This window comes from Asaia bogorensis, assembly GCF_900465345.1.
Taxonomy (GTDB): domain Bacteria; phylum Pseudomonadota; class Alphaproteobacteria; order Acetobacterales; family Acetobacteraceae; genus Asaia; species Asaia bogorensis_A.
In genome coordinates, this window is record NZ_UEGO01000012.1 from 197,678 (window position 1) to 222,921 (window position 25,244).

At 60.0% G+C, this 25,244-nt stretch carries 23 protein-coding genes, 1 tRNA gene and 1 pseudogene; 17 read left to right on the top strand and 8 right to left on the bottom strand.

Annotated elements, in window-relative coordinates:
- Positions 1-87 precede the first annotated feature (87 nt).
- A complete protein-coding gene (dapA, locus tag ED655_RS06575; RefSeq protein ID WP_122049467.1) occupies positions 88-984 on the top strand; it encodes a 4-hydroxy-tetrahydrodipicolinate synthase in 897 nt (298 codons plus the stop codon).
- Positions 985-1,479 (top strand): SsrA-binding protein SmpB, encoded by a 495-nt coding sequence (gene smpB, locus ED655_RS06580; RefSeq protein WP_062164382.1) that lies wholly within the window; start codon positions 985-987, stop codon positions 1,477-1,479. It abuts the gene before it with no gap.
- 278 nt (positions 1,480-1,757) lie between these two features.
- Here smpB and ED655_RS15975 read toward each other — a convergent pair whose 3' ends face one another.
- Positions 1,758-2,429: a cold-shock protein gene (locus tag ED655_RS15975; RefSeq protein WP_277302605.1), complete on the bottom strand. Its 672-nt coding sequence runs from the start codon at positions 2,427-2,429 to the stop codon at positions 1,758-1,760.
- Positions 2,430-2,807: 378 nt separating this feature from the next.
- Between ED655_RS15975 and ED655_RS06590 the strand changes: the two genes are divergently transcribed.
- Positions 2,808-3,761: a lipid A deacylase LpxR family protein gene (locus ED655_RS06590; RefSeq protein ID WP_240993551.1), complete on the top strand. Its 954-nt coding sequence runs from the start codon at positions 2,808-2,810 to the stop codon at positions 3,759-3,761.
- 153 nt (positions 3,762-3,914) lie between these two features.
- Here ED655_RS06590 and ED655_RS06595 read toward each other — a convergent pair whose 3' ends face one another.
- Positions 3,915-5,516 (bottom strand): GGDEF domain-containing phosphodiesterase, encoded by a 1,602-nt coding sequence (locus tag ED655_RS06595; RefSeq protein WP_162993416.1) that lies wholly within the window; start codon positions 5,514-5,516, stop codon positions 3,915-3,917.
- A gap of 142 nt (positions 5,517-5,658) precedes the next feature.
- Positions 5,659-7,761: an ATP-dependent DNA helicase RecG gene (gene recG / locus ED655_RS06600; RefSeq protein WP_122049470.1), complete on the bottom strand. Its 2,103-nt coding sequence runs from the start codon at positions 7,759-7,761 to the stop codon at positions 5,659-5,661.
- A 118-nt stretch (positions 7,762-7,879) separates the two neighbouring features.
- Here recG and mfd point away from each other — a divergent pair, with 118 nt between their 5' ends.
- Positions 7,880-11,335 carry a transcription-repair coupling factor gene (mfd, locus tag ED655_RS06605; protein WP_122049585.1) on the top strand — a complete coding sequence of 1,152 codons (3,456 nt, stop codon included), beginning with the start codon at positions 7,880-7,882 and terminating at the stop codon, positions 11,333-11,335.
- A 160-nt stretch (positions 11,336-11,495) separates the two neighbouring features.
- Positions 11,496-12,293, top strand: a complete 798-nt coding sequence (locus ED655_RS06610; RefSeq protein WP_122049471.1) for an SDR family NAD(P)-dependent oxidoreductase — start codon at positions 11,496-11,498, stop codon at positions 12,291-12,293.
- Positions 12,294-12,547: 254 nt separating this feature from the next.
- Here the strand turns inward: ED655_RS06610 and ED655_RS06615 are convergent, their stop codons facing one another.
- Entirely contained in the window at positions 12,548-13,459 is a 912-nt protein-coding gene (locus ED655_RS06615; protein ID WP_162993417.1) for a DUF2125 domain-containing protein, read from the bottom strand.
- 109 nt (positions 13,460-13,568) lie between these two features.
- Here ED655_RS06615 and ED655_RS06620 point away from each other — a divergent pair, with 109 nt between their 5' ends.
- The gene (locus ED655_RS06620) at positions 13,569-14,969 is read left to right on the top strand and encodes a pyridoxal phosphate-dependent decarboxylase family protein (protein WP_122049586.1); all 1,401 of its coding nucleotides are present in this window, start codon (positions 13,569-13,571) and stop codon (positions 14,967-14,969) included.
- An 84-nt stretch (positions 14,970-15,053) separates the two neighbouring features.
- On the opposite strand, the gene ED655_RS06625 is transcribed toward ED655_RS06620, so the two are convergent.
- The 3 genes from ED655_RS06625 to ED655_RS06635 form a co-directional block, all read right to left on the bottom strand.
- On the bottom strand, positions 15,054-16,916 hold the full coding sequence (locus tag ED655_RS06625; protein WP_122049473.1) for a cobaltochelatase CobT-related protein: 1,863 nt from the start codon (positions 16,914-16,916) through the stop codon (positions 15,054-15,056).
- A 13-nt stretch (positions 16,917-16,929) separates the two neighbouring features.
- Entirely contained in the window at positions 16,930-17,946 is a 1,017-nt protein-coding gene (locus ED655_RS06630) for an AAA family ATPase (RefSeq protein WP_122049474.1), read from the bottom strand.
- A 97-nt stretch (positions 17,947-18,043) separates the two neighbouring features.
- Complete coding sequence (locus tag ED655_RS06635) at positions 18,044-18,631, bottom strand: J domain-containing protein (protein WP_122049475.1); 588 nt, start codon at positions 18,629-18,631, stop codon at positions 18,044-18,046.
- A gap of 51 nt (positions 18,632-18,682) precedes the next feature.
- Here ED655_RS06635 and ED655_RS06640 point away from each other — a divergent pair, with 51 nt between their 5' ends.
- Both ED655_RS06640 and ED655_RS06645 read left to right on the top strand, forming a co-directional pair.
- Positions 18,683-18,970: a BolA family protein gene (locus ED655_RS06640; RefSeq protein WP_122049476.1), complete on the top strand. Its 288-nt coding sequence runs from the start codon at positions 18,683-18,685 to the stop codon at positions 18,968-18,970.
- On the top strand, positions 18,967-19,584 hold the full coding sequence (locus tag ED655_RS06645) for a LolA family protein (RefSeq protein ID WP_240993538.1): 618 nt from the start codon (positions 18,967-18,969) through the stop codon (positions 19,582-19,584). Before ED655_RS06640 ends, ED655_RS06645 begins: the two co-directional genes overlap by 4 nt.
- Here ED655_RS06645 and lipB read toward each other — a convergent pair.
- Entirely contained in the window at positions 19,548-20,252 is a 705-nt protein-coding gene (gene lipB, locus ED655_RS06650) for a lipoyl(octanoyl) transferase LipB (RefSeq protein ID WP_122049477.1), read from the bottom strand. The two genes, ED655_RS06645 and lipB, sit on opposite strands and share 37 nt — an antisense overlap.
- 57 nt (positions 20,253-20,309) lie before the next feature.
- Here lipB and ED655_RS06655 point away from each other — a divergent pair.
- The 9 genes and pseudogenes from ED655_RS06655 (at position 20,310) to ED655_RS06690 (ending at position 25,221) form a co-directional block, all read left to right on the top strand.
- Positions 20,310-20,395 (top strand) — tRNA-Leu (locus ED655_RS06655).
- 292 nt (positions 20,396-20,687) lie between these two features.
- Positions 20,688-21,563, top strand: a complete 876-nt coding sequence (galU, locus tag ED655_RS06660) for a UTP--glucose-1-phosphate uridylyltransferase GalU (RefSeq protein ID WP_122049478.1) — start codon at positions 20,688-20,690, stop codon at positions 21,561-21,563.
- 5 nt (positions 21,564-21,568) lie between these two features.
- Positions 21,569-23,014, top strand: coding sequence for a phosphomannomutase/phosphoglucomutase (locus ED655_RS06665; RefSeq protein WP_408735658.1), 1,446 nt, complete (start codon positions 21,569-21,571; stop codon positions 23,012-23,014).
- Positions 23,011-23,187 (top strand): DUF3553 domain-containing protein, encoded by a 177-nt coding sequence (locus tag ED655_RS06670; protein WP_083510729.1) that lies wholly within the window; start codon positions 23,011-23,013, stop codon positions 23,185-23,187. The genes ED655_RS06665 and ED655_RS06670 overlap by 4 nt, the downstream gene beginning before the upstream one ends.
- Before the next feature lie 46 nt (positions 23,188-23,233).
- A pseudogene (locus ED655_RS16050) lies at positions 23,234-23,422 on the top strand (double zinc ribbon domain-containing protein); the annotation flags it as partial.
- A 126-nt stretch (positions 23,423-23,548) separates the two neighbouring features.
- Entirely contained in the window at positions 23,549-23,998 is a 450-nt protein-coding gene (locus ED655_RS06675; protein ID WP_122049480.1) for a ComF family protein, read from the top strand.
- A 2-nt stretch (positions 23,999-24,000) separates the two neighbouring features.
- A complete protein-coding gene (gene grxC / locus ED655_RS06680; protein WP_122049481.1) occupies positions 24,001-24,261 on the top strand; it encodes a glutaredoxin 3 in 261 nt (86 codons plus the stop codon).
- The gene (locus ED655_RS06685) at positions 24,258-24,713 is read left to right on the top strand and encodes a DUF1178 family protein (protein WP_122049482.1); all 456 of its coding nucleotides are present in this window, start codon (positions 24,258-24,260) and stop codon (positions 24,711-24,713) included. The genes grxC and ED655_RS06685 overlap by 4 nt, the downstream gene beginning before the upstream one ends.
- A complete protein-coding gene (locus tag ED655_RS06690; protein WP_408735653.1) occupies positions 24,694-25,221 on the top strand; it encodes a DUF2147 domain-containing protein in 528 nt (175 codons plus the stop codon). The genes ED655_RS06685 and ED655_RS06690 overlap by 20 nt, the downstream gene beginning before the upstream one ends.
- Positions 25,222-25,244 lie beyond the last annotated feature (23 nt).

The following is a 25,244-nucleotide window of genomic DNA, read 5'->3' on the forward strand; positions in this document are numbered from 1 at the left end:
GCAGGGCTTCCACGCGATATCCATTTGACAGGGGCGGCAGGAGTTCTATTTAGCAGCAGGTTCTAAAAACGGGGCAGGTGAACAGGCATGGCACGGAACAAGGATTTCAAAGGGTCTCTGACCGCGCTGCTGACCCCGTTTCGTGAAGATGGCACGGTTGATCTTGCGGCTCTCGGTCGCTTTATCGACTGGCAGATTGATGAAGGGACGGCGGGACTTATCCCCGCCGGCACAACGGGCGAGAGCCCGACTCTGACCCATGATGAGCATGCGCTTGTTGTCGCCCATACCGTCAAGGTGTCGGGGGGGCGCGTGCCGGTCATGGCCGGTGCGGGGTCGAACAGCACGCATGAGGCGATCGGCATGGCACGCCATGCGAAGGCCGTCGGTGCTGACGCCCTGCTCGTGGTGGCACCCTATTACAACAAGCCGACCCAGGAAGGCCTGTACCAGCATTTCATGCTGGTTGCCGATGCGACCGATCTGCCGCTCTATGTCTATAATGTGCCTGGTCGCTCCGTGGTCGAAGTTCTGCCGGAGACGATGGCGCGCTTGGCGCAGCACCCGAATATTGTCGGGACAAAGGATGCGACGGCCAATCTGTCGCGTCCGCTTCAGCTCCGAGCGCTGCTTGGCGATGCGCCATTTACCCAGCTGACGGGTGATGACGGCACGACGGTTTCCTTCCTTGCCGCGGGTGGTACGGGCTGCATCAGCGTCACAGCCAATATCGCACCCCGACTCTGTGCGGATATGCACCAAGCATGGCAGGCGGGTGACGTGGCAAAGGCGATGCAGATCCAGCAGCGTCTGACCCCCCTTCACGACGCGATGTTCTGCGAGAGCAATCCGGGGCCAGTAAAATACGCAGCGTCACGTTTGGGGCTATGCACCCCGACCGTACGTTTGCCCCTGTGTGAACCCAGCGCGGCCTCCCGCGCTGTGATTGACGCGGCTTTGGAAAAAACCGGCCTGTCAGGATAAATTGTGGCTGAAAAAAAGAAATCCGGTCTGATCTCGCACGGCATTGCTGCGCAGAACAGAAAAGGCCGGTTCAATTATACAATCCTCGAAACCGTCGAGGCGGGTCTCGTTCTCAAGGGACCAGAGGTGAAGAGCCTTCGTATGGGTCGCGCAGCGATCAACGAAGCCTATGCCGGAGAGCGGGACGGCGAGATCTGGCTGTTCAATTCCTATATCCCTGAATATCAGGGCGGGGTGCTCTCCCGTTTTGACACGCGCGCACCGCGCAAGCTGCTCTTGCACAAGAAGCAGGTTGCCCATTTGCTTGGTGCCGTCTCGCGGGCAGGGGCTTCGCTCGTTCCGCTGGACGTTCATTTCAATGCCCGTGGACGTGCCAAGCTGACACTTGGCCTCGGTCAGGGGCGTAAGAAAGAGGACAAGCGCCACGCTATTGCCGAGCGGGACTGGCAGCGTGACAAGGCCCGTTTGCTTCGAAGCAAGGGCAAGGATTACTGAATAAGTTCCTTGCGGGCTAGCCCTTGCTGACGCGATGTGGCTCAGGCATGCCCGGATGGTGGGCATAGACAGGAAATCAGGGAAAGGGCTGCATCCAGGCAGCCCTTTTTTGTTTGTCGATACACTCAGCCGACAATATTGAGTGCAGCTATAAAGCCCATTATGTGGTTCTAGGGGAGGCTCGAGGCGAGCGCCGGGATATCTGCCACGAATTTCCATCTCTCAAGGCCAAAAAAAACCCGGCACAAGGCCGGGTTTTTTCTGGATCAGATGATCACTCAGGCGATGTTGATATCGGCTGCTTCCGGACCCTTCTGGCCCTGCACAACCTTCACATCGACTGCCTGGCCCTCATTGAGGCCGGAAAGGCCCGAGCGCTCGAGAGCCGAGGCGTGGATGAAGATGTCCTTGCCACCGTTTTCCGGCGTGATGAAGCCGAAGCCCTTCGTGGCGTTGTACCACTTCACGATACCGCGCAGATCCTGAGCGTGTGACAGGTCGGGAGCCGGGCGAGCAGGACGACCGCCACCGAAAGCCGGACGCGGGCCAGCGGGGTTGAAAGCAGCGCGCGGGCGCGGTGCTTCTGCCGTGCTGGTGTCGACGTTGAGCACCTCAGCGACCTGACGGCCTTTCGGGCCCTGGCCGATGCGGACGTTCAGCGTCGTGCCCGGGTTGACGCTCGTGTGGCCAGCCGTGGAGAGGGCATTTGCATGGAGGAAAACGTCGCCTGATCCATCAGCGAGCTCAACAAAGCCGAAGCCCTTCTCGCTATTGAACCATTTAACACTGGCGCCCACTTCCGGGCCTGACGCCAGAACCTGTGGGCCGCCCGAAGGGGGACGACGATTTTGCATCCCGCCACGGTCACCGAAGGAGGGGGTCATGAAATCGTCGTCGAATCCGCCGCGGCGCGGGGAACGTGGGCTGCGGTCGGTACGGTTGCTTCTCAACGGTCTAATCCCGAGATCTGTGCGGTGATCCATCATACTGAGAATCACCAGTGGAGTAAGTCGAAACGGTGTGCACGGGCCTGCCGGCTGGTGCGAAGCGGGCGATGTCCACAAGGGGTTTCGGGTAGACCCTAACACGGTTTTTTCCGGTTATGCCACCAGAAAACGTGGCCTGATTACCACGATCTTCTTTATATCGCGTTTTTATGAGGGGATAGTCTTCGCGTTACCGGCTGTCACTGTTTCCTGTTACGTGAAATCGGCTATGGTGGTCGCCTGTTATTTCGGAAGGGGATGGATTTGCGCTGTTCAAAGTCGCGCTGGCCGGGCGCCAGACAGGTCCGGGCTGGATCGCTCTCGGTTCTCGGGCTCGCTGTGATGGGTGCAACGGCTCACGCCACCCCCAAACAGGACCCTTATGGCACCTGGACACTCCAGGGCGAGAATGACGCGGTTTCCACTTTGAAGGGAACCTCTGACCAGTATTATACGTCGGGGCTGCGTTTCAACTGGACATCGGGCACGGATAATCTGCCTAAGCCTTTCGCTGACGTGAACCGCTTCCTGCTTGGTGATGGCGTACAGCGCGTAAGCCTTGGTGTGCAGCAGCTCATCTTCACCCCGCGCGATACACAGACTGCTCAGCCGGCTTCGGGCGATCGTCCCTATTCGAGCCTGCTGCTTGGCACAGTCAACTTCATCAACGACACCGACCTTTCGCGTAGCGTTGCTGGCATCCAGTTCGGTGTGATGGGCCCGGCAGGCCTTGGGCGTCAGTTGCAGAACGGTTTCCACGGCGCCATTGGTGATACGAAAAATCTCGGCTGGCATACCCAGCTCCAGAACCAGCCGATCTTTCAGATCCAGGCTGGGCGTATCTGGCGTCTACCGGTTGTGAATCTCTATGGAATCAGTGCTGATGTGCTGCCGGCCATTTCAGGGGCCGCTGGTGACTATCGTACCTACGCCGATGCAGCCGGAACATTCCGTATCGGTCAGGGACTGGACAGCGATTTCGGCAATGCGACGATCGGGCCGGGCCTTGATGGCACGGATGCCTTTGTCGCGACACGTCCTGTCGCATGGTACCTGTATGGTGGTGTGGAGGGGCAGGCGGTTGCCTATGACTCGACATTGCAGGGCAATACGCTGCGCGACAACTCGCCTCATGTGAGCAAGACCTGGGATGTTGGCATGATCCATGCTGGCCTCGCCGTAATGTGGCACGGTGTGCGCCTGTCCTACAGCCAGAACTGGCAGACTGCCCAGTTCAAGACGGCAAAGGCGGGCCTGTTCAACTATGGATCGCTCAAGCTCTCGGTCAAGTTCTGAGCCCGAGCCAACAGAGGCGCTCTGGCTTTTGCCGGGTTGTGCCTGCCTGATTGAAAAAGCCCGTACCGGTCTGTCGCCGATATGGGCTTTTTCAATACCTGACGTCTGCGCTGTCAGTCCGTTTGCGGGTCATGCATCCCGAACGCGCCTGGATCAGAGATAATCTGGCGTCGGGATGCCAAGCAGATAACCCTGGACTTCCTCACATCCATACGAGTCTAGAAAGGCCATCTGACGCTCGGTCTCCACGCCCTTGGCACAGCATGAAATCCCGAGTCGACGGGCCATCTGGATTGTCTGCCCCATCACCTCATTGACCCGGCGATCGTCGTTGAGGCGAAGCATGAAAGAGCGGTCGAACTTGATCTGATCGACCGGAAAATTTGCCAGCCTTTCGAGCGATGAATAGCCAGCCCCGAAATCGTCCAAAGCGACATGGACACCGAGTGCCCGGAGGCGGGAGAGCTCCTGATAGGCAATGTCACGTGGGCCAAAAGAACGCTTCTCGGATAGCTCGATCTGCAGACGTTCGGGAGGGAGGCCAGTTTCCTGCAGGATCGTTTCCACCATCCCCGAGAGCAGACGGCGTGCAAGCCATGTCGGGGAAATATTGACGCATACGCGAAGCGGGTGGCTCCAGGATACTGCCGCCTCGCAGGCCTTTTTCAGGCTCCATTGGTCGATCTTTTCAATCATGCCGCCGTTTTCGGCGCATTGGATGAAAATATCGGGTGGGATCTGGCCAACGCCAGGGCGCTCCCAACGCAGTAGCGCCTCGAGGGCCACAACGGTCTGGCTGCCGGGAGCAATGATCGGCATCCAGTTCAGGGAGAGTTCGCCGCGCTCCACAGCGTTCATCAGATCTCGTTCGAGGCCCGATGTGCCAAGAAGCGCCGCAGTGCCTGATGACGTCGCGCGTCTTTCATGTGCGCCGCCATTCTGTCGTATGTCGCTTATGGCAGCATCTACTGCCTGCAACAGGGCGGCAGCATTACTGCCATCATCCGGGAACAAGGCCCATCCGATCGAGAAGGAAGGCTGGACTTCTCCGCGGTCAATCAGGATCGTCGGTGAGAGGGCCTGACGGATACTGGTGATGAGCGTACGTGTCGTGACCAGGGAAAGGCCAGGTGGTGAAACGACAAGGATGTTGCCGCCTCCTGCATAGGCAAGATAGGCCTGGCCGGGCAAAATAGCCTGGATGCGCTCGATGCTCTCGTCAATGACCCGGTTGGATGTTTCCCAGCCATAGCGCAGATTAAGCGCATTGAGATGGTCAAGATCAATCTCCAGCACCGAGAAGCTGGTCTTGCGGCGTTCAGCGGACAAGATGTCGATCAGCCTGCCGATATGTGCCGCGCAGAGGCTGCGGTCGGGCAGGTCGCGGCGACGTGTCTGAAGGGTCTGATTGGCAAGGATTGTTCTTGCACAGACCGCCAGATAAGGGGCAAGCTCGCGGAGTTCTCTTTCGGATCCCGCAAGTGGAACATGGGCCAGGAGCGTCAGATCATTCTCGAGCGCGATACCCAACTCGATCATTGTATCGGTTCTCTTGAGATGGAGCGAGCCCGTAGCGTTGCAAACGGCCCTTACACACTCAGCCGTGACTTCCGAGGCGATACTGCCGTCACTGGCAATCTCGATCAGGTCTCCGGCTCTGTCGAAACCACATATGCAGACAGACGATGCGCCCAGCAGCCTGCGCGCGATTTCAAGTATCGCGAGGTGTGGTTCGGGCTGATGGATCGGTGACATATCGCCTCTCTTTGACGGGATAAAGATGGTTATGAAATACAATGACGATTTGGGCAAGTCTGGCATTGTTCAATAGTCAAAATGGACTTGGTAACATTTCAAAACGTTAAACAAGTATTTCGACGGGTGACTAGTGTCGTCACTATCCGGCTCGATTTATCCTGTTCGAATCATCTCGATCAAATATCTTGAGAAGCCTCTGTAATTCTGGAGCTGTTTTGCCGGGTTCAGATAATTTAAATGTGATCGTCTTGGCTCCCCGATGCGCCTCATTCAGCAGTGACTCTGCATCGACCCCTTCGGTCAACCTGAAAAGGGGCAGGCCTGACTGTCTGCTGCCGGTCAGGTCGCCGCCGCCGCGCAATCTGAAATCACGTTCAGCTATAATGAAGCCGTCCTCCGTTTCCCGCAGCAGGGCGAGGCGTTCCTTGCCGGTGGCACCGGTTGCGCCATCATCATAGATCAGCAGACAGAACGAGGATGCCGCGCCACGCCCGACGCGGCCGCGCAGCTGATGCAACTGGGCAAGCCCGAACCGCTCGGCATGCTCGATGACCATGACGGAGGCATTGGGGATATCGACACCCACCTCGATAACCGTCGTTGCCACCAGCACCCGCGTCTCGCCCAGTCGAAAACGGTCGAGTTCAGCCTGTCTCTGCGTGATTTCCTGCCTGCCATGAGCCAGTCCGACCGGTGCGGTCAGGCGTTGTGAAAGATCGGCCCATCGTGCTTCGGCCGCGGCCACGTCGAGCACCTCGCTTTCTTCCACCAGCGGACAGACCCAGAAGATCTGTGCCCCTCGTTCGACAATCCGTCGGATCCCGCCAATGACGTCATCGAGCGTTGAGAGAGGATGCAGCGATGTCTGTATGGGTTTGCGTCCCGGTGGCTTCTCGTCCAGGCGGCTTACGCTGAGATCCCCCCATTGAGTGAGAAGCAGCGTGCGCGGGATGGGGGTGGCCGTCATAACAAGGATATCCGTACGGTCACCCTTTCCCCCCAGCATGGCGCGCTGCTGCACCCCAAAGCGATGCTGCTCATCGATGACGGCAAGGCCCAGATCGTGAAACACCACGGCCTCCTGAAACAGGGCATGGGTGCCGATGACGAGTCGTGCCGTGCCATCGGCAATGGCCTTGAGCGCAATTGAGCGCGCCTTACCCTTCACGCTGCCGGACAGATAGACGCAGGCGACACCCGACAGGCGCGACAGGGTCTCATAATGCTGGCTCGCCAGAATCTCGGTTGGGGCCATGAGGGCCGCCTGCGCCCCGGCCTCAACGGCACGAAGCATGGCCATCAGCGCGACGAGCGTCTTGCCTGCGCCAACGTCGCCTTGCAGCAGGCGCATCATGGGCACAGGTGCGGTCATATCCGCATCAATCTCGGCCAGAGCCCGTGTCTGCGCGCCGGTCATGACATGGCCGAACCGGGCCAGAGCGGCCTCGCGTAGGGTACCGTCACCTGTCAGGGCCCGTCCCGGGAGAATACGCGCTTCCTGACGCGCGAGCGCAAGGGAAAGCTGATCGGCGAGACATTCATCGAATGCCAGCCGTTCGCGCGCCATCAGGGCCAGGCGCGACCAGTGACGGTCTGGCTCGGCTCTGGGGCGGTGCAGAATTTCGAGCGCCTCGTGAAAGGGCGGCCAGTCATGGCGCGCGAGAACTTCCGTGGGAATCCACTCCGGCAATGGCGGCAGAAGATCGAGCGCCTTGTGCATGGCGCGACGCATGACGGATGGAAACAGGCCAGCGGTCAGCGGCCAGACCGGGTCGATGGCGGGGATGGTGTCATGGCGCAGCCAGTTCACCATGTAATCCGGGTGCGGCATCGTAAGCGACAGACCGTAGCGCTCAAGCTTGCCCGAGACGGCGAGTTCGTCACCCGGTGCAACGGAGCGGACGAATGCCTGATGAAAGAACAGAATCTCCACCTCATCGGTGTCATCGGTCGCACGGATGCGAAAGGGCTGGCGGGCGCGGCTGGGCTGGACGATGTCGAGCACACGCAGCCGGGCGGTCAGTGTCGCGCCGGGCATCAGCTGCTCGCGGGCCTCACGCAGGGTCATGATCGTGCGTCGGTCGACGTAGCTGCTGGGCAGGGTGAAAAGAAGGTCCATGACCCTGTTGCCACCGGCAACCTTGCGCAGCAGCCCGTCATAACGGGGGCCAATGCCGGGCAGGGTGGCGAGGGGCGCCAGAAGCGGGGTGATCGGCGATAGCTCTGGAGACATGACCTTCATGGAACATGGGCTGACATCGGGAGTTTCACAGGCTATAGGATAGAACCGTCATGGAACAAAACGAAACCATCGCCTGGCAGCACGCCTGCATTGTGGCGCGCGTGCTTTGGATTTCTGTATGACCGATACCCCCAACCGGCCGACCCTCTGGGGCGTGCCGGAGGCCTATACGGCCTTTCTCCTGCGTCGACGCCTGAGCGAGCATGACGGCCCGCTCATCCATGTGGCGCGCGACGATGCCGCTGTTGCCGCGCTGGCTGACATGCTGGCCTATGTCGAGCCCGGCGTGAGCGTATTGCGCTTCCCCGCCTGGGATTGCCTTCCCTATGACCGTGTCTCGCCCAATCCGGCCCTGACAGCGGAGCGTGCTGCAACGCTGACGCGTCTGCTGGAACCCGCTGGGGCGACGCGACGCATCGTGCTGACCACGGTCCATGCCCTTGTTCAGCGCGTACCGCCACGCGATGCGTTCCGTAACCAGGCTATTTCCGTCAAGAAGGGCGAGGCCCTCGATCAGGCCATGCTGATCGATCTGCTGGTCGCGAGCGGTTACACGCGAACCGATACGGTGATGGAGGCCGGCGAGTTTGCCACACGCGGGGGCATTTTCGATCTGTTCCCCGCCGGCGAGAGCGAGCCGATCCGCCTCGATCTGTTCGGCGATGAGGTCGATCATATCAGGCGCTTCGATGTGTCGAGCCAGCGCTCGACCGACACGCTGGACGCTTTCAACCTCCGCCCCGTCTCCGAATATGCGTTGAGCCCCGAAGCCATAAGCCGCTTCCGCTCCGCCTGGCGCGATCTTTTCGGGCCATCCTCGGCTTCGGATGTGCTGTACGAAAACGTTTCCGAGGGAAGGCGTTTTCCGGGGCTAGAACACTACATTCCGCTTTTCCATGAGCATATGGATACGCTGGTCGATTATCTGCCCGATGCATCGATCAGCATGGACCATCAGGTGCCGGATATTCTCTCGGCCCGTCTGGAAATGATTGCCGATCACTTCGAGGCCAGAAAGGCTCCTGCGCGTGAGGGAGAGGCCATCTATCGGGCATTGCCTTCGCACCTGCTTTATCTCAATCGCTCGGGCTGGGACGCCATGCTGGCCCGTGTGCCGAGCATTGCCCTCAATCCTTTTGCCAAGCCCGATACGGTCCAGGGCATGGATGCCGGGGGCAGGCCGGGCCCCATTTTCGTCCGTGGCAAGGATGGTACGCGTGAAGGGGCTTTCGATGCCCTGCGCACCCAGCTTGAGGCATGGGAGAAAGCCGGACGGCGCTGCTACGTGACGGCATGGACCAAGGGCTCGCGCGAGCGCATTGCCTCGCTGCTTAAGGAGCACAAATTCACCACCGAGTCCCATGATAGCTGGGCTTCGGCGGCGGGGATCTCGCCGGGAACGGTCGGGCTCATTGTGCTCGGGCTTGAACGCGGCTTTGTGGCGGACCGCATGGCGTTCATCTCCGAGCAGGACCTGCTGGGTGAGCGGATCGCCCGTCCGCCCCGTCGCAAGCGCCGGGCCGAGCAGTTCATTACCGAGGCGTCTGAAATTGCTGAAGGAGATCTGGTCGTTCATGCTGATTACGGCATCGGGCGCTATGAGGGGCTGGAAACGGTCAGCGATGGCGTGGCGCCTCATGATTGCTTGCGTCTGCTCTATGACGGGGCCCAAAAGCTTTTCCTGCCGGTCGAGAATATCGAGCTTCTGAGCCGCTTTGGTTCGGAGCAGGGCGGTGTGGCGCTGGACAAGCTGGGCGGCCAGGCCTGGCAAGCCCGCAAGGCCAAGATGAAGGAGCGCATTCGCGACATGGCGGGCGAGCTGATACGCACCGCCGCCGGTCGCGCCATGAAGGAAGCGCCGTCGCTCATCCCTGCCGAAGGGATGTGGGATGAATTCTGTGCCCGCTTCCCCTTCGTCGAGACAGAGGACCAGTCACGCGCCATTGCCGATGTGCTGGAGGACCTGACCTCCGGGCGCCCCATGGATCGTCTGGTCTGTGGCGATGTCGGCTTTGGCAAGACGGAGGTGGCCCTGCGTGCGGCTTTCGTGGCGGCGTTGTCGGGTGTGCAGGTGGCCGTGGTCGTTCCCACCACGCTGCTCGCACGTCAGCATTTCCGCAGTTTCTCGACCCGGTTCGAGGGTTTTCCTGTCCGTATTGCCCAGTTGTCCCGCCTCGTGACGGCCAAGGAGGCTGCCGAGACGCGACGCGCGCTGGAAGAAGGACAGGTCGATATTGTGGTCGGCACGCACGCGCTGATCGCCAAATCGGTCAATTTTGCCAATCTGGGCCTGCTGATCATTGATGAGGAGCAGCATTTTGGCGTGGCGCATAAGGAGCGTCTCAAGTCCATGCGCGAGGATGTGCATGTGCTTACACTTTCTGCCACGCCCTTGCCGCGCACCTTGCAGCTCTCGCTGACAGGCGTGCGCGAGATGAGTCTTATCGCGACACCGCCGACGGACCGGCTTGCCGTACGGACCTTCATCACACCGTTTGACAGTGTGATGATCCGCGAGGCGATTCAGCGCGAGCGTTTTCGTGGCGGGCAGGTTTTCTGCGTCGTGCCGCGTATTGAGGATATGGACCGCATGGCAGACCGCCTGCGTGACATCGTGCCCGATGCAAAAACCGTTCAGGCGCATGGTCGTCTGACCCCGGCAGAACTCGAACGCGTCATGACGGAATTTTCCGACGGGCGCTACGATATCCTGCTTTCCACCAATATTGTGGAGAGCGGTCTGGACATGCCTGCGGTGAATACGCTGATCATCCATCGTGCTGACATGTTCGGCCTGGGCCAGCTCTACCAGCTTCGCGGACGCGTGGGACGCGGCAAGCAGCGCGGCTATGCCTATCTCACCTGGCCGCAGAGCCATCGTCTTTCTCCGGCCTCCGAAAAGCGTCTCGAAATCATGCAGACGCTCGACACGCTCGGGGCGGGCTTCACCCTTGCGTCACATGACCTGGATCTGCGCGGCGCGGGGAACCTGCTGGGCGATGAACAGTCGGGTCATATCAAGGAGGTCGGGATCGAGCTCTACCAGCAGATGCTGGAAGATGCCGTCACCACTATGCGCCTGCAGAAGGATCAGAAACGCGCTGAGGACAAGGACTGGACCCCCAACATCATTCTGGGTCTGCCCGTGCTTATCCCCGAAACCTATGTGCGCGACCTTCCTGTTCGGCTGGGTCTCTATCGCCGTATCGCCGGGCTGGAAGGCGAGGCGGAGCTCGACGCAATGCGCGCCGAGCTGGTCGATCGTTTTGGTTCGCTGCCGCAGGAAGTGGAGAACCTGCTTGATGTGGTTGTCATCAAGCGTCTGTGCAGTGCGGCTGGCGTGGATCGGCTTGAGGCCGGCCCCAAGGGCATGGTCATCCAGTTCCGTAATCGGAAGTTCCGCAACCCGATGGGTCTGCTGAAATGGGTGGAACGACACAAGGATCAGGGCGTAAAGCTGCGTCCCGACCAGAAGCTTGCCGTCGTGCGCGAAATGACCAACGCGCAGAGAATCACCATGGCCCGCAAGGTAATGGGGGCGTTGAAGAAGCTGGCTGACAAGGCTGACGCCTGAGTCGCGCTGCGAGGTAAAAGCCGAAGAGAATATTGAGTTCTGGGGGGAGGGCTCGTCTCTTCCCCTCTATCCCCCCCAGAGCGGGGGACGATGAGCGGGGTGGACGCAACTTAATATGCTCTGGTTTGTTCGATTTGTATCGAATGAATGGAGACATATCATGCTTGCACTTGATCTCTCGGGAAAAAAGGCGCTGGTGACCGGGTCGACCGGCGGTATCGGTCTTGCGATTGCAAAGCGTCTGGCAGAGGCCGGCGCCCATGTGATCGTGAATGGGCGTGGCGAGGCACGCACAACCGCGGCCATAGAGGCGATCCGTCAGGAGGTCAGCGATGCCTCTGTGAGCGGATTTGCGGGCGACGTGGCGCAGCCTGAAATTGTCGCCCAGTTGATTGTAGCGCATCCTGAAGTCGATGTGCTGGTCAACAATCTGGGTATTTTCGAGGAAGTCCCGTTTGCCGAGATCAGCGACGCGGAATGGCAGCGGTTTTTCGATATCAATGTCATGAGCGGGGTACGGCTTTCCCGCGCGTATCTGCCGAAAATGGTCGAGCGCAAGGATGGCCGGATTGTCTTTATCTCGAGTGAGTCGGGCCTCAATATCCCGGCAGAGATGATCCATTACGGGTTCAGCAAGGCGGCCCAGATTGCCATTGCCCGCGGCCTTGCCGAGAGCCTGGCCGGGGCCGGCGTGACAATCAACAGTGTGCTGCCGGGCCCCACTCGTACGGAGGGGGTGATGAGCATGATCGACAAGGCTGCCGAGAAATCGGGGCGGTCGGCGCAGGAAGTCGAGGCATCTTTCCTGAAGGAAAACCGACCGACGACGTTGATCAATCGCCTGGCTGATCCGCAGGAAGTCGCCAATATGGTAGCCTATATCTGCTCTCCGCTCGCGTCAGCAACGTCGGGTGCAGCGCTGCGTGTCGAAGGTGGCCTGCTGCGTCACCCCGGCTGATTGCTTTTCCTTTCGTGTCCGGTGAGGCGGGAAGGCCAGTTCTGACCGGGTTATCGTCCCGGATGGCCTCTCCGTAAGCAAGGTAGAGTATCGCTCAGAGATGCTGCCCCTCATGACCTCGCGGCATGGCATCTGTCTGTCAGACGGATAGTGACAAACAGTGGCCCACAGATTTGAAGACGGTCACACTGGCCGTCTTGTGCCTCCGGTCGACCTGGCAATGAGCTCTTCCCTCGCGGGGCGGAGATTCTTCCTCAGTTCACGGGGATCGGGATTGAATTAACCTTGAGCACGCCGCCGCCAAGCGTCAGGTCCCACAGAACCTGATTGCCATCGCGATGCCCCATGAACTGGGCCACAGCGAGCGCGGTCGATACGCCACTTGGCAGGACGGGGCGGATGGTCGCCAGCAGATCGCTCAGGTCCGTGATGGCGACATGCAGTTCGCCTGCACTTGTGGCCGTAGTCCGACCGGGGGTGATCCAGCCATGGCCGTCGAGACGTCCTTTCTCCCACAAGGCCTGAAGGGAGGAGATCGTGATCCTCCCTTCGGGTGATTTTGTGCTGTCGAGCATCTGCTCAGGAATGGTCAGGGTGGTGCTCAGTTTTCCCGGGAGAGCGGAGCCGCCCGGCGCACTGACACCGGAGGCTGCAAAGTTGATATCCACACTCCCCGGTGTCTGGCCTGACCGCAACGTGACATTCACCCGATCAGCCGTATAGCGGTTCTTGCCATCAGATAACGCAATGCCCGTCCAGACGAGTTCAGCCACGGCTCCCTGATGCAAGGCGTCGCGCAGGCTCTTGAGGGCTGGCCTCCCATCGACGCCACGGCACCCGGCGGGAGATCCGTTATGGACCAGCTTGAGCAGACCAAAGGAGATCAGGGCATTGGCATCACGCAGGTTGGGCAGGGTCAAATGGCCTTGCCGGTCCTGCGCCATTACCTGACCAACGCCGAGTGTGGCGCCTCCACCTGAAAGCGCGGCGCTGTAGCCAGACATTGTGAGGCTCGCCGCGCCCATCGTGCGCGATGCGGCCTGAGAGGCCATGCAGGATGCCGGGATGGCATCAGCATGCGCGTGACGGGCGGCCCCTCCCAGAGCGAGGAGGGCGAGAAGGGAGGCTGCGGCATGTTTCATGGGGGCGAGGATGGGGCTGTTCATGCCCTCTTACAACCTGAATTTTACGGCAGGAGTTGGGCGCAGGCTCGTAGCCCGCTAGAAGAGATCACCTGCCTGACAGGCGCAATGCAAACATGGATGAGGAATGGCGATGAGTGGACTGGACCCGCAGGACTGGACCGGGCTGCGTACCCTTGCCCATCGTATGCTCGATGATGTTTTCGATCGGGCCGAGCAGATGGGCGAGGGGCCTGTCTGGCAGCCTATGCCGGCTGCGCTGCGCGCCGGGTTCCGGGCCGAATTGCCGCGCAAGGGGCAGGAGGCGCAGGCGCTTTATGATCGTTTCCTGAGTGATATCCGCCCTTATTCGAATGGCAATCCGCATCCTGGTTTCATGGGGTGGGTTCAGGGCGCGGGTACGCCAATCGGTATTCTTGCCGAGATGCTGGCTGCCAGCCTGAACGATAATTGTGGCGGCCGCGATCATGCTGCCATTGAAGTGGAGCGTCAGGTGATACGCTGGGCCGCCGAGATGGTGGGTATGCCGACCGCTTCGTCTGGTTGTCTCGTCACAGGGTCATCGCTCGCAAACTTCATCGGAATCATCACCGCCAGCCGCGCTGCAATACCGGGGCTACGTCAGACCGGGGTATCGGGCGCAAAGCTCGTTGGTTATGCCGCCGAAACCGCTCATGGCTGTGTGAGCCGCGCTTTCGATATGGCGGGGCTTGGAAGCGACGCCCTGCGCCTCATCCCGGTTGATGAGCTGTACCGCATGGATGACGTGGCTCTGTCACAGCGTATCGCCGAGGATCGTGCGGCAGGGTATCATCCCTTCATCATCATCGGCACGGCGGGCAGTGTGGATTGCGGCGCGGTCGATCCATTGGAGGCCCTCGCTGATATCGCAGCAAAAGAAAAATGCTGGTTTCACGTCGATGGTGCTTTCGGGGCGTTTGCCCGGCTCTCTCCTGAGCACGCTATCATGCTTGATGGCGTCGAAAGAGCCGACAGTCTTGCCCTCGATTTCCATAAATGGGGCCAGGTTCCTTACGACGCAGGTTGTATTCTGGTGCGGGATCCTGCCTTGCATGCGCAGGCATTCGCCCAGTCACTGAGCTATCTCACCCGGGCGGATCGCGGGCTGGCGGGTAATGCCCCCTGGCCCTGCGATTTCGGGCCGGATCTGTCACGCGGGTTTCGGGCGCTCAAGGTCTGGATGACGATCGCTCATTATGGTGCCGACCGCCTGGGGGAAATGGTGGAGGAATGCTGCGCCGTCGCCCGTTATCTGGCTGAGGCCGTGGAGGCGGATGACCGCTTTCTGCTTATGGCCCCTGTTGCCCTGAACATCGTCTGCTTTACAGTGGATGGTCTCGATGACGATGCGATCGATACGCTGGTCAAAGACCTGCACGAGAGCGGCGTAGCTGCACCCTCCACAACGCGTATCGGCGAACAGCTTGTCATACGTGCGGCAATCGTCAACCACCGCACAACACGCGCTACGATCGATACTATGCTTGCCAAAATCCTCGAGCTGGCGGAGTGATGACCGCGGATATGAGGCATCGGCCCCGCCGTCGTGAGCGAGGCCGCCCATAAAGGGCGGTCCACGCCGGGACGGATGATCAGGTTATCGTGCCACGAACAGGTCGGAAAGCTGCTTGATCATGGTTCCGCCAAGCTCTTCCGCATTGGTGAGCGTAACCGAGTTACGGTAATAGCGGGTCACGTCATGGCCGATCCCAATGGCGAGAAGCTCCGTCTCGGGTGAGGCTTCGATACGCGCAATAACCGAGCGCAGATGGTCTTCCAGATAAGAGCTCGGATTGGTCGAGAACGTACTGTCATCAACAGGTGCGCCATCTGAAATCACCATCAGGATACGCCTGTGCTCAGGGCGGCGGCGTAGGCGCTTCCATGCCCAGAGCAACGCCTCACCGTCGATATTCTCCTTGAGCAACCCTTCGCGCAGCATCAGCCCGAGATTGTTGCGGGCCCGGCGCAAGGGGGTATCGGCATCCTTGTAGATAATGTGACGCAGGTCATTCAGGCGGCCCGGATCAGGTGGACGGCCCGCCGCTACCCAGCGCTCCCGGCTCTGGCCGCCTTTCCATGCACGCGTGGTGAAGCCGAGTACTTCCGTCTTGACGCCGCAGCGTTCGAGCGTGCGGGCAAGAATGTCACCACACATGGCGGCAACCGAGATCGGACGACCACGCATCGACCCGGAATTATCGATCAGCAGGGTAACGACCGTGTCGCGAAACTCCGCCTGGCGTTCCGTCTTGTAGGACAGCGACAGGGTGGGATTGGCCACGACGCGCGCCAGCCGTGCCGCGTCCAGTATGCCTTCCTCCTGATCGAACGCCCAGGAACGCTGCTGCTGCGCCATCAGCTTGCGCTGTAGTCGATGCGCCAGACGCGACACTACGCCTTGCAAGCTGCTGAGTTGCTGGTCCAGCTGATGTCTCAGTCGGGCCAGCTCATCCGGGTCGCAGAGATCGGCAGCATCGGCTTCCTCATCAAAGGCGTTGGTAAAGACCTTGTAGGCTGGGGGCGCTGCGCTGGCCTCGGCTTCCTTGCCATTATCATCTTCCAGGGCACCGGCGGGCTGTTCCGCGCCCTCATCCTGAAGCTCGGAATCGCTGGCATCGCGACTGTCGGGCTGCTCGGTCGGTTCCGGCTGGAAGCCATGCGTCTCGCTGTCATCCTGATCCTGCGGCGAAGGATCATCCTCGGGCTGATCGGATTCGGTCTGACTGTCATCATCCTGATCCGGGTCATCTGCCTGGCTCTGATCGTCCGGCTCGGGCTCCTCGGTCAGGTCGAATGCCTTGAAAAGCCCCGAGCAGGCTTCGGCAAAGCGCTGCTGATCCATCTGTGTCGAGGCAAGGCCCGAGAGCGCCCGCTTTGCTTCGGGCGAAAGCGTTTCGCGCCATGCCTTGAGCGCTGGACCCGCCTGAGAGGGAGAAGGCAGTCCTGACAGGGCCTCGCGCACAAGAAGGGGCAGGGCGACATTGGCAGGCATATCGTCGCGCGCGCTCATGCGGGCGTAGCCGTTCTCGCTGCAATCGAGGGCCAGCTTCTGGTTCAGATTGGCCCGCACACCCGCCATGTGACGCGAGCCATAGACCTCGCAACGCACCTGCTCCAGCGCGTCATACAAGGGGCGGGTCTCGGCGCTGTCGGCCTGCTGGGGCAGGGGGGACAGCTCTGAATTGTGGTGCTTCAGTCGCAAGGCAGCTGCGTCGGCAGCGCCACGAACGCGGGTCATTTCCTGAGGCGTGAGCGCCCGGGAGACATAGGGAAGCTGGACGCCCGTACCCGGTTTGGCACTGGCCGACGCCGCAAAGCTGATTTCGGTCTCGGGCTCGCCTGACATTGCCCGCAGCGCAGCGCTCGTGGCGCGGCGGAAGGCGTCCGTGCGCTCACTGCCCGGCAGGGCAAGGTCGTTCTGGTTCCTGTCCGGTGCCTTGGCTCTGGAGGTGGCCATGCGCTCGCCCCCGTCAGGCGTTCAGCGGAGACTGGTTGAAGCAGCGCTGATAGTATTCTGCGACAATGCCGCGCTCAGCCTCATCACATTTATTGAGGAAGGTCAGGCGGAATGCAAAAGCCAGATCGCCAAAAATACGCTCGTTCTCGGCCCAGGTGATGACTGCACGGGGTGACATGACTGTGGAGATATCACCCGCCATGAAACCGGCACGGGTCAGGTTCGCGAGCGCGACCATGCTTTCGAGACGCGTTGTGATGGCGGGCTCATTACCAAGGCCCAGTTTGGCGCGCACGATCCCGACTTCCTGATCAAGCGGCAGGTAGTTGAGCGAGGCAACAATATTCCAGCGATCCATCTGCCCCTGATTGATCTGCTGTGTGCCATGATACAGCCCGGTCGTGTCACCCAGACCCACCGTGTTTGCGGTGGCAAAGAGCCGGAACCCGGCATGGGGGCGTATCACGCGATTCTGGTCGAGCAGGGTCAGGTGGCCTTCGGCTTCAAGCACACGCTGGATGACGAACATGACGTCCGGACGACCGGCATCGTACTCATCAAAAATCAAGGCGACAGGGTGCTGCAGACACCACGGCAGGAGACCCTCGCGGAATTCGGTGATCTGCTTGCCATCACGTAGGACGATGGCATCCTTGCCGATCAGGTCGATACGCGAAATATGGCTATCCAGATTGATACGGACTGTGGGCCAGTTCAGCCGAGCCGCAATCTGCTCGATATGGGATGATTTACCTGTACCATGGAAGCCCTGCACCATGACGCGACGGTTATTGGCAAAGCCCGCCAGAATGGCCCGCGTCGTGTCGCAGTCGAACTGGTAGCTCGGATCGATATCGGGCACATGCTCGGTCCGGATCGAGAAAGCAGGCACTTCCATGTCGCATTCGATCTTGAACACGTCACGCGCTGAGACGATCCGGTCCGGCGCGCCAAGAACATGAGTCGGCACCGCGTTCTGTTCGGCAGTGACAACCGTTTCCGGTGCATCGATGGAGGCGAGATCGCTCATGGTTTCAATCCGTCTTTCACTCAGTCATGTCAGGTTCCGGCCAAGGATATGGTCATGTTTCCTCACAAGGCCAGAGGGAAACGCGCAATAATCGGTCCTACAGGCTGATCAGATGGGCGCGAATCGTACTATAGGCCACGCTCACCGTCTTGAATCTGTCCTCTGCGGCGGGGTCTCCGGCATTGGTATCGGGATGATGCTTGCGAGCCAGTTCCTTGTACCGCGTCTTGAGAGCCTCGATCGTTACGGGCCAATCGAGCGCGAGCGCACGGAGATGGTCGCGCAGGGGCGGGGGCGCGGCCTCGCGGGCGGCATTGTGCCGCTGCCGGGCGGCCTGAGCACGCCGCGCGCGTGTGGAAGAAAGAATATCCAGCGGATCGAGAACCTCTTCCTCGTCGAAATTCTGTCCACCTCGTGTGCCCAGTTTCCATGAGGGGCGCTGCCATGAGATGTCGGCTCGAAGCTGCGCCTCGATCTGGCCCGGTGTCATGCCTTTATAGAAGTCCCATCGCGCATTGTATTGACGGACGTGCTCTAGGCAGAACCAGAAATATTGCCTGAGTTGCGTACGGTCCTTGGGCGCACGATATCCCGCATGCTCGGTGCAGCCGGGCATGTCGCAGTAACGCTCGGGCGCGTCGGGGTCCGGGTCGAAGGCCCTGTGTCGTGTGGATTTGCGCTGCATGATCGGGTTTATGTGCGTTGTAAGGCACATTGATGCAAGGAGGGAGTGGAGATGACCGAGTTGAAGGAACGCGCAGCCCGCATGAGCCGGCAGTTGCAGGACGCTTTGGCACCCGCAGAGTTGACCATTCGTGACGACAGCAAGCGCCACGCCCATCACGCCGGACGCAATGGAGTCGAGGGTGACGAGACCCATTTCACCATGACGATTGTCAGCCCCCGCTTTGCTGGCATGAACCGCGTAGCACGGCATCGCCTCATCAATGATATGCTCAAGCCGGAATTCGAGAGCGGCTTGCACGCACTCTCGCTCAAGCTGCACGCGCCGGAGGAGGTATGACGGTGCGGCGCAGCCTCGCGGCAACAGGCCTTGCCATGGCTCTGGCCGGATGCGCCGTCAGCGGGACTGATGGCCTGACGGCGCAGCAAAAGGCGCAGGTGAAGCGTGTTGAGGTCTGTCTGAATGATCCGACCCCGGTTGAGGGCAGTTTCATCCAGCATGGGCCACAACAGAATGGCGGGGCAGGGCATTTTCGCTACGCCCCGGGCTCGCTTGGGCTGGACTACACTATTCCCCACGCCATGACCTTGCGTGCAAGTGGCGCCCATCTCGTCCTCGACGATTCGCAGACGGGTGCGGTGACGCGTCTCAACCTCGCACGCAACCCGCTCGGTTTGCTGCTCCATGTCCCCGTGCGCTTCGATGGCAAGATACGTGTCACCGATATCCAGACTGCACCGGGGGCGAGCCAGATTTCGCTCGCCCAGGCGGATAATCCCTCCCAGGGGTTGCTGACCCTGCGCTTTCTCGATCAGGGCAACCGGCTGCAGCTTTCATCGCTCGATGGTGTCGATGCGCGCGGCAACCGGATCCTGATCCAGCTTTCTGATGTTTCTCAGGGTAGCGACGTCACCGGTCAGTCAGCCAGCATTGGTGTGGCGCCGAAGAACTGAGGCCAGCAGGTGAGCAGGGCCTGATCGAGATCCCCCATGGTCAGGTCCGGGTTGAAGCGTCTGATGCTCGTAACGCCAAACTCACGAATGCCGCATGGCACGATGCCCGAAAAATCATCGAGGTCAGGGTCGAAATTGATGGCAACCCCATGCCACGATACCCAGCGGCTCACCCTGATGCCGAGTGCCGCAATCTTCGTTTCCTCACCTGTGATGGGGTCATTGGTCCATACCCCGATTCGACCGCACTCGGTTCGGCTCTTTATGCCAAGCTGGGCAAGGCTCGCGATTATCCAGCGTTCAAGACCCTGAACGAATGCGCGAAGATCGCGCGGCGGGGTGGGGCCGTGTGGCTGTTGCAGATCCAGCATGGTGTAGATGATTCGCTGGCCGGGGCCATGATAGGTCCATTGTCCGCCGCGACCGGCTTCAAAGGTTGGCAGGCCCTCGGGGTTGATAAGGTCGGTCGTCTTGGCCGAGGTGCCGGCCGTGTAAAGGCGTGGATGCTCGAGGAACCACAGCAGTTCGCTTGCCTCTCCGGTTCGTATGGCAGTGGCTCTCTGCTGCATGGTCTCAAGCGCGGTTTCATACGAAACCAGCCCTTTCTCGAATTTCGTCGAGATTTTCTCAAAAATCGTCTCATGGACGATTGCCTGGTCATCAGTCATCGGCTATAGCCCCCTTCACACGAGCGGTATCGCCCAGAGCGGCCCGCTTGTCACGATGCGGTCGTGGCGGAATGGTAGACGCGCAAGCTTGAGGTGCTTGTGGGGGCAACCCCGTGGAAGTTCGAGTCTTCTCGACCGCACCAGATGAACTGGTAGCATCCCCTTCGGGGGATGCCAGTTCCACAAAAATCCCCTTTGCAAGAACATTGAAAAATCTTCGGTAACGGAGTGAACTTTCATTAATGATCCGAATTAATCTCTGGTGTCATTTGTGAAATTTTGTGCGCGCGCCATCACTTTGCCGAACTTGCCGTGTATCACCCGGTTTCAGGCAGCCAGTCATCGTGTAGGCTGCATGGCAGTTCTGGGGACGTAGATTGTGTGAATACCCTCAGGACACGCTGCGTACTCAAATAGATCTAAAGGTCGGATAACGTGATCAAGCCTCTCAGAAAAGCTGTACTGCCCGTCGCAGGTATGGGAACGCGCTTTCTTCCTGCCACCAAGGCGATGCCCAAGGAGATGCTTCCTGTCGTTGACCGTCCGCTCATCCAGTATGCGATCGACGAGGCACGTAAGGCAGGAATCGATCAGTTCTGCCTGATCACGGGTCGTGGCAAGGACAGCCTGATCGATTATTTCGATGTGGCTTTCGAGCTCGAGACAACGCTGCGCGAGCGCGGCAAGAACGATCTGCTCAAGACGCTTCAGCCCAGCTCGATCGAGGCAGGCTCGCTCGCAGCGGTGCGTCAGCAGGAGCCGATGGGGCTCGGTCACGCCATCTGGTGTGCACGCTCCTTCATTGGTGATGACCCGTTTGCGATCCTTCTGCCTGACGATATCGTTCAGGGCGAGAAGGGCTGCGTCGCCCAGCTGGTTGAAGTTTACAACCAGACTGGCGGAAATGTGGTTGCAGTCTCGGAAGTGCCCAAGGAGCACACCAACCGCTACGGTATCCTCGATGTTGGCAAGGATGATGGCAAGCTGGTCGAGGTCAAGGGCCTTGTCGAGAAGCCCAAGCCGGAAGATGCCCCGTCGAACCTGTCGATCATCGGTCGTTATGTCCTCCTTCCCGAGATCATGACGCATCTCTCCAAGCTTGAGCGTGGCGCTGGCGGCGAGGTTCAGCTGACCGATGCAATGGCAAAGATGATCGGTAATGCACCATTCCATGGGCTGCGCTATGAAGGCATACGCTATGATTGCGGCGACAAGGCCGGATATCTGGAAGCGCAGATTGCTTTTGCTCTCGAGCGCCCGGACCTGCGCGAGGCGATGCGCGGCTTCATCAAGAAATATGCCAATGCCTGATGGATATTCTGTTTCGACATGAGTTCCATCCCACGATCCTGCGTGAGTACGACATACGCGGGATCGTGGGAAAGACGCTTGGTGAGGACGACGCCCGGGCTTTGGGCGTCGTTTTTGCATCTGGCCTGTGTAACGGTCGTTCGGCCACGATCCTGGTCGGTCATGACGGGCGGCTCACCTCTCCCGCACTCGAGACGGCGCTGGTCGAAGGATTGATCACTGGGGGTGCGACAGTACGTCGCATTGGCTGTTGCCCCACCCCGCAGCTCTACCATGCGTCATGCCGTCATGAGGCGGACGGGGCGATCATGATCACTGGCAGCCATAATCCGCTGGATTATAATGGCTTCAAGATCGTTCAGCGGAACCGCCCCGTTTTCGGACAGGGTCTTCTCGACCTCGCGAATTTGCTGCGAGCGGGCATTACCCTGAATGACGGTGCCAAGGGAGAACAGGACAGGCTGGAGAGCGCAGCAGGTTATGTTGACGCCCTGCGTGCCGGCCTGCGCACTGGCAGGCGGCCACTCAAGGTAGTGTGGGATAATAGCCACTCCTCAGCGGGTGATATCCTCGCAGCGCTCATCCGGACTCTGCCAGGGCGGCATATCGTTCTGAACGGCGAAATCGATGGGCGCTTCCCGGCTCATCATCCGGACCCGAGCCTGCCGGAGGCCATGGTGCAGCTACAGACTGCCGTGTGCCAGCATGGTGCTGATCTGGGCGTTGCTTTTGATGGCGACGCGGACCGGCTTGGTGTGGTGGATGAGCAGGGCACAGTAATCGCTGCGGATCGTTTGAGCTTGCTTCTGGCGCAATCCATCCTGCGTAACACGCCCGGAGCGACGGTTCTCGGCGACGTCAAAATGTCCCGTATCTTTTTCGAGGGCATCGAAAGGGCAGGGGGTAAGGGCCTTATGTGTCCAAGCGGGCACTCACACGTCAAGAATGCATTGCGAGAGACGGGTGCCGTCTTCGCAGGTGAAATGTCCGGACATTTCTTTTTTGCCGATAATTGGCCCGGTTTTGATGACGGGCTATACGCCGCGATACGCATGATCGACTTGCTGTCGCAGCAGACGGCCCCTTTATCAGCACTCGTTGCGTCGCTCCCCCATGCTGTCTCGACGCCCGAGATACGGTTCGATTGTCCGGATGATCAAAAATTCAATGTAATCAACGCTGTTATCGCCCAAATCCGCGAGAGAGATATGGGAATGACGCTCATTGATGGCGTCAGGGTGGATGAGGCCACAGGCTGGTGGCTTCTGCGTGCCTCAAACACCCAGCCAGCCCTCGTTGCGCGTGCGGAGGGGAATGATGAGGTGGCATGTCGCGCCATGATGGAGACCTTGGCAGGTCTGCTTCTGCACTCAGGTGTCGCTGTCCCTGAAGGGTTGAAACAGGATATCGGGGGCAACACCGATCATGGAGCGGGCGGAGGGAAGGCGTGACCCCGAATTACAGCTTCTACGAGCCGGGTCAGTTTGTCACTCATCCCCAATGTCCGGAGTGGGGCGTTGGGCAGATACAGAGTGTTGTCGGTCAGCGCGTGACGATCAATTTCGAGCATCAGGGAAAAGTTCTGGTGAACACGGCACTCATCGAGCTGGTTGTTATCGAATGAATGCCTTGTGGAATGATGGTTCCAGCATGATGGTGTTGCGCTGAAGATCGCAGCTTTCCTCCCTCGAGCTCTTGATCTCGTATTGCCGCCGACATGTCTCTCATGCGGCGCTGAGACCATGACAAGCGGTCTCCTCTGCACCTCGTGCTTCTGTTCGCTGACACCAATCGGGCTCGCCTGCAGTCATTGCGCGCTTCCGTTACCATCGGCAGCCTATCTGGGATCAGATGGAAGCTGTGCCAAATGCGCCGTTGCTCCATACCCCTGGAGGGCAGCACGCGCTGCTTATCTTTATGACGGCACGGCGCGCCGGCTGGTCCTTCAATGCAAATATGGGGACCGACCAGATATCGCGCCTTTTATGGGCCGCGTTATGGCGGGCATGATGCGCGATGAAAGCGCTGAACGCCGGTTGCTCGTTCCTGTCCCCTTGCACCGACAGCGTTTCTGGAAGAGGCGTTTCAATCAGGCGGCCCTGCTGGCGGGTCATATCGTCCGCTCCTCCCCACACTGGCGTCTTCTGCCCGATGCGCTCGTGCGTCATCGCTCCACAGCCACGCTGGCTCGGTTGGCCCCCGAGGCGCGCGAACAAGCGCTGGATGCGGCCTTTCATGTGCGGGACCGGATAAAGCGATCAATCGAGGGTCAGCATGTCGTTCTGGTTGATGACATCTTGACCACCGGCGCAACCGCCTCCATCTGCGCAAAACAACTGCTCGGCGCGGGAGCGCAGTGTGTCGACCTTCTGGTGGCCACGCGTACCGTCAAACTTGCCGGCGATCATGATCACCAAGGCGGCACTCAGGAGTGAATATGTCCAACATAGAAATCTATACCCAGCCTGGCTGCCCTTACTGCGTGCGCGCCGTGCAGATCCTGCAATCGAAGAACGTACCGTTTCAAGAGATCAATGCCCCACACGGCACGCAGGCGCGCGAAGATGCGATCAGGCGCTCGGGCGGTGGACGGACCGTTCCTCAGATCTTTGTTGGGGAGCAGTGTCTGGGCGGCTGCACCGATCTCATGCAGCTTGATGCTTCTGGCAAGCTGGACGCGTTGCTCGCGCAGGCATGATCTGCTTTCGTTTGCATTGCAAGGCGGGGCATGAATTCGAGGGCTGGTTCCCCGACGGTGCGGAGTTCGAGCGCCAGAAATCTCATAACCTTGTCTCCTGTCCGCAATGTGGTGTGAGTGCGGTTGAGAAAAGCCTAATGGCCCCGGCCATCGCGCGTCAGAGCACGAGCAAAGGTCATTCGGCGTCGCCTGTTCCCACGATGCACATCACGCAGCACGACCAGTTGAGAATGGTGCTCCATTCGCTGAGGCGTGAAGTCGAGGCGCAATGTGACGATGTGGGTGACCGGTTTGCCGAAGAGGCGCTGAGGCGTCATGATGAACGCTACAATGAGAACAGCCAGACCGGTCGTGGCATTTACGGCACGATGAGCGACTCTGACAGGGAAAGGCTTGAAGATGAAGGCGTGGATTTTTCCCCGATACCCTGGCTTGACCAAACAGAGTCGTAAGAGCGCCGGGGTGCTGCGTGCCACAGGCCCCAGGCGAGGCGGCTGCTTTATCCCGCGTGCAGCTGCCATGCTCGCGGCCCTTGCCGTCATGCTCCTCGCGAGCGAGCCGGGGCAGGCACAGACACGCGGTAATCCACCTGCTCCCGAGGAGGGATTGTGGCTTGCGCAGGATCACGATGGCGTGTTCCTGATCGGTCATTGCGGCGATACGCTCTGCGGCAGGCTGATCGGTATGCAGTATGACGGCCCTGTTCCCAAGGATGTGTGGGGACGTTCACAATGTGGGCTGGTCATGCTGACCGATTTCCGATTAATCAGTGATGAGAACGTGTGGCGGGGGCATATCCTCGACCCGGAGACAGGGCGTACCTACGACGCCCGTATCCATGCCGAATCACCCGAGGTGCTGAAGCTGCGCGGTTTCATTCTGGGTATCCCCCTTTTCGGCAAGACGCAGACATGGACCCGTTATCGCGGCAAGATCGGTCCTGAATGCAAACTGCCTTGAGCCGAATGGTCGCTTGAGGAGCT

Coding starts and splice junctions, on each gene's coding strand:
- ED655_RS06625 (WP_122049473.1), bottom strand. CDS start 16,916: ATGGCCACCTCCAGAGCCAAGGCACCGGACAGGAACCAGAACGACCTT.
- ED655_RS06645 (WP_240993538.1), top strand. CDS start 18,967: ATGACGGTGCGGCGCAGCCTCGCGGCAACAGGCCTTGCCATGGCTCTG.
- ED655_RS06615 (WP_162993417.1), bottom strand. CDS start 13,459: ATGAACAGCCCCATCCTCGCCCCCATGAAACATGCCGCAGCCTCCCTT.
- ED655_RS06620 (WP_122049586.1), top strand. CDS start 13,569: ATGAGTGGACTGGACCCGCAGGACTGGACCGGGCTGCGTACCCTTGCC.
- ED655_RS06640 (WP_122049476.1), top strand. CDS start 18,683: ATGACCGAGTTGAAGGAACGCGCAGCCCGCATGAGCCGGCAGTTGCAG.
- ED655_RS06630 (WP_122049474.1), bottom strand. CDS start 17,946: ATGAGCGATCTCGCCTCCATCGATGCACCGGAAACGGTTGTCACTGCC.
- recG (WP_122049470.1), bottom strand. CDS start 7,761: ATGAAGGTCATGTCTCCAGAGCTATCGCCGATCACCCCGCTTCTGGCG.
- ED655_RS06610 (WP_122049471.1), top strand. CDS start 11,496: ATGCTTGCACTTGATCTCTCGGGAAAAAAGGCGCTGGTGACCGGGTCG.
- dapA (WP_122049467.1), top strand. CDS start 88: ATGGCACGGAACAAGGATTTCAAAGGGTCTCTGACCGCGCTGCTGACC.
- ED655_RS06675 (WP_122049480.1), top strand. CDS start 23,549: ATGGGCCGCGTTATGGCGGGCATGATGCGCGATGAAAGCGCTGAACGC.
- ED655_RS06595 (WP_162993416.1), bottom strand. CDS start 5,516: ATGTCACCGATCCATCAGCCCGAACCACACCTCGCGATACTTGAAATC.
- lipB (WP_122049477.1), bottom strand. CDS start 20,252: ATGACTGATGACCAGGCAATCGTCCATGAGACGATTTTTGAGAAAATC.
- grxC (WP_122049481.1), top strand. CDS start 24,001: ATGTCCAACATAGAAATCTATACCCAGCCTGGCTGCCCTTACTGCGTG.
- ED655_RS06590 (WP_240993551.1), top strand. CDS start 2,808: ATGGGTGCAACGGCTCACGCCACCCCCAAACAGGACCCTTATGGCACC.
- ED655_RS06685 (WP_122049482.1), top strand. CDS start 24,258: ATGATCTGCTTTCGTTTGCATTGCAAGGCGGGGCATGAATTCGAGGGC.
- mfd (WP_122049585.1), top strand. CDS start 7,880: ATGACCGATACCCCCAACCGGCCGACCCTCTGGGGCGTGCCGGAGGCC.
- ED655_RS06635 (WP_122049475.1), bottom strand. CDS start 18,631: ATGCAGCGCAAATCCACACGACACAGGGCCTTCGACCCGGACCCCGAC.